Annotated in this window: 3 protein-coding genes and 2 pseudogenes; 3 read left to right on the top strand and 2 right to left on the bottom strand. The window is 46.9% G+C overall.

Going from position 1 to position 2,668, the window contains the following annotated elements; translation table 11 throughout:
* A pseudogene (locus C7B16_RS25545) lies at positions 1-97 on the bottom strand (hypothetical protein); the annotation flags it as partial.
* Positions 98-166: 69 nt separating this feature from the next.
* Between C7B16_RS25545 and C7B16_RS25540 the strand changes: the two are divergent.
* The 3 genes and pseudogenes from C7B16_RS25540 to C7B16_RS23960 all read left to right on the top strand — a co-directional run bounded on the left by C7B16_RS25540 (position 167) and on the right by C7B16_RS23960 (position 1,626).
* Positions 167-373 (top strand): hypothetical protein, encoded by a 207-nt coding sequence (locus tag C7B16_RS25540; RefSeq protein ID WP_000547968.1) that lies wholly within the window; start codon positions 167-169, stop codon positions 371-373.
* Between the two features lie 24 nt (positions 374-397).
* A pseudogene (locus C7B16_RS23965) lies at positions 398-684 on the top strand (hypothetical protein).
* A gap of 120 nt (positions 685-804) precedes the next feature.
* On the top strand, positions 805-1,626 hold the full coding sequence (locus C7B16_RS23960; protein ID WP_001234469.1) for a DUF932 domain-containing protein: 822 nt from the start codon (positions 805-807) through the stop codon (positions 1,624-1,626).
* Positions 1,627-1,922: 296 nt separating this feature from the next.
* On the opposite strand, the gene C7B16_RS23955 is transcribed toward C7B16_RS23960, so the two are convergent.
* The gene (locus tag C7B16_RS23955; RefSeq protein WP_077633622.1) at positions 1,923-2,525 is read right to left on the bottom strand and encodes a transglycosylase SLT domain-containing protein; all 603 of its coding nucleotides are present in this window, start codon (positions 2,523-2,525) and stop codon (positions 1,923-1,925) included.
* Positions 2,526-2,668: the final 143 nt, after the last annotated feature.

The raw sequence follows: 2,668 nt of genomic DNA, 5'->3' as shown, positions 1-2,668 counted from the left end.
GCAAAAGGCCGCCGGGATGTAAGGCGCAACGCCGTTTCGCAAACCGCGCTTCACGTCGTTGCGGCGGGTCCCTGCCCGTTGTTGTGTCCGGTGCCATTCACCTGTTTAAGCCCCTGTCGCCGGGGGCATAGACAGCCACAACCGTCTCCGCCAGTCCAGGGGTGAAATGCACATCCCGCAAAACTTTTTGCCCAGAAGCAGGCAAAAACTTTTGCGGTCTGCCCCCGGACAGTCGTTTCCGGCCGTGGCAGTGATGCCCCATGCGGCGAAGGTTCTCAAACAGGTGATGGTGAATACCGGAGGGAACAAAAGGCAGGTCCCCGCAAAACGTCAAAACCGCGGCTCCCGAAACTCAACAGATGATGGGGGCTGAAAACCAGAGAGAGGAGAAAGCAGGATGAGTACCCGAAATATCCACGTTAACACCGCGTCGTACACGCTTCTTGTTGCCGGGAAGAAAAAAACACCGGGGAAGAGTGGGACGTCCTGGAATTCAGCAGCCTGACTGAGCTGAAAAAATATCGCAAAAGCCACCCGGAAAAGATGGCCTTCAGTTATAGCTACGCGCTCAGTCAGGGTGTGGATAAGCAGTTCCGCCATATCAACATTGCGGAAGCCGATCACTTCAAACAGTTCCTGCGTCAGATTAAGCGTGCCGGCCTCGATATCCGGGCGATCTGCTGACCGGATGTGATGAATATCCCTCCTGATTGTTGCAATCTTGTTAATGGAGATCGGGGGGGGGATGATATTAAGCGGAAAAATTTTTTATTAAATTTATTCTTTCATAAAGGAGTAGCTGTTATGCGATTAGCTTCCCGTTTTGGTCGGTATAATTCCATCCGCCGTGAACGTCCTTTAACGGATGATGAATTAATGCAGTTCGTGCCTTCGGTATTTTCCGGTGATAAACATGAGTCCCGGAGTGAACGTTATACGTATATTCCAACAATCAATATCATCAATAAGTTACGTGATGAAGGTTTCCAGCCATTCTTTGCCTGTCAGAGTCGGGTTCGTGATTTGGGACGTCGCGAATACAGTAAACATATGTTACGTCTTCGCAGGGAAGGGCATATTAACGGACAGGAAGTTCCTGAAATTATCCTGCTTAATTCACATGATGGTTCATCCAGTTATCAGATGATCCCCGGAATTTTTCGTTTTGTCTGCACAAATGGCCTGGTGTGCGGAAATAATTTTGGCGAAATCCGCGTTCCACATAAAGGTGATATTGTCGGGCAGGTTATCGAGGGAGCGTATGAAGTGCTCGGTGTCTTTGATAAGGTCACTGATAATATGGAGGCGATGAAAGAAATTCATCTTAACAGTGACGAGCAACATTTATTTGGCAGAGCTGCACTGATGGTCAGGTATGAAGATGAAAATAAAACGCCAGTGACACCTGAACAGATAATTACTCCCCGTCGTCGGGAAGACAAACAGAACGATCTCTGGACAACCTGGCAGCGGGTTCAGGAGAATATGATAAAAGGTGGATTATCGGGGCGAAGTGCCTCCGGGAAAAATACCAGGACAAGAGCCATTACAGGTATTGATGGTGATATAAGAATCAACAAGGCGTTATGGGTGATTGCCGAACAGTTCAGAAAGTGGAAGTCATGATAATATAAGTAAAGCCCCGAAAAAATTTTCGGGGCTTTACTTATATTATCATTTTTCGGCATTGCTGTGTCGTCTGATATACCTCAATTTCATCAACCGGCTTTCCGGTTGTCTGTAAATATTGTGCCCGCGAAAAATGGTCTGGCAGGAGGCTGCGCAGTTACCGGGTATATATAAGATGGGTTCCCGCTTCGCGGGGCTTCGGCCAGTCAGTATTGTCACTCATATGATATTTTTGTGTGTGGCCTTCCATGCCGCTTTTGCGGCATAACCGGTATCTGACAATGTCTGTAAGATTAATTGTTCTGCACGCTGTTAATTTCCGGAAGTGATTTCTTCGTGGCCGGAAGCCGGATACCTTTACTGCTTTTTATCCCAGTATAAATCCGGTAAACATCTGATGCGTAGGCAAGACGTCTCTGGTTCTGGCGTTCGGTTTTCCTGAATCCGGCATTGTATGCACCAACGGCCTCCCAGGTGACGCCCCATTTTTTAAATGCTATTGCCAGATAATAAGCACCGGTATAAATGTTCATGCAGGGATCTGTTGTCAGATGTTCCGGCTTAATTCCGTAGCGGGCCAGTTCGTTAAAATGCTGGGAATCTACCTGCATCAGTCCGCTGCCATATCCCGTTACCGGATTAATACCGATGGCATTAACCCGGTAACGGGATTCTTTCCATGATATTGCTCTCAGTAAATCAGGATCTATTTTGTAATCCCGGCCTGCAAGATCAAAGCAATCAGTGGCATGGCAGATCTCATTTATAAACATCAGGCAGATGGCTAACATCCATTTTTTCATTTTTCCACCTCTGGTGACTTTATCCGTAAATAATTTAACCCACTCCACAAAAAGGCTCAACAGGTTGGTGGTTCTCACCACCAAAAGCACCACACCCCACGCAAAAACAAGTTTTTGCTGATTTTTCTTTATAAATAGAGAGTTATGAAAAATTAGTTTCTCTTACTCTCTTTATGATATTTAAAAAAGCGGTGTCGGCGCGGCTACAACAACGCGCCGACACCGCTTTGTAGGGG

It is taken from the genome of Escherichia sp. 20412-1 (assembly GCF_003027595.1).
Classification (GTDB): domain Bacteria; phylum Pseudomonadota; class Gammaproteobacteria; order Enterobacterales; family Enterobacteriaceae; genus Escherichia; species Escherichia marmotae.
The sequence above is the reverse complement of the archived record's forward strand: the minus strand, read 5'-3'. Positions and strand labels throughout refer to the sequence as shown.

Excerpts from the sequence above, each read along its gene's own strand:
- C7B16_RS25540 (WP_000547968.1), top strand. The coding sequence starts at position 167 with ATGCACATCCCGCAAAACTTTTTGCCCAGAAGCAGGCAAAAACTTTTG.
- C7B16_RS23960 (WP_001234469.1), top strand. The coding sequence starts at position 805 with ATGCGATTAGCTTCCCGTTTTGGTCGGTATAATTCCATCCGCCGTGAA.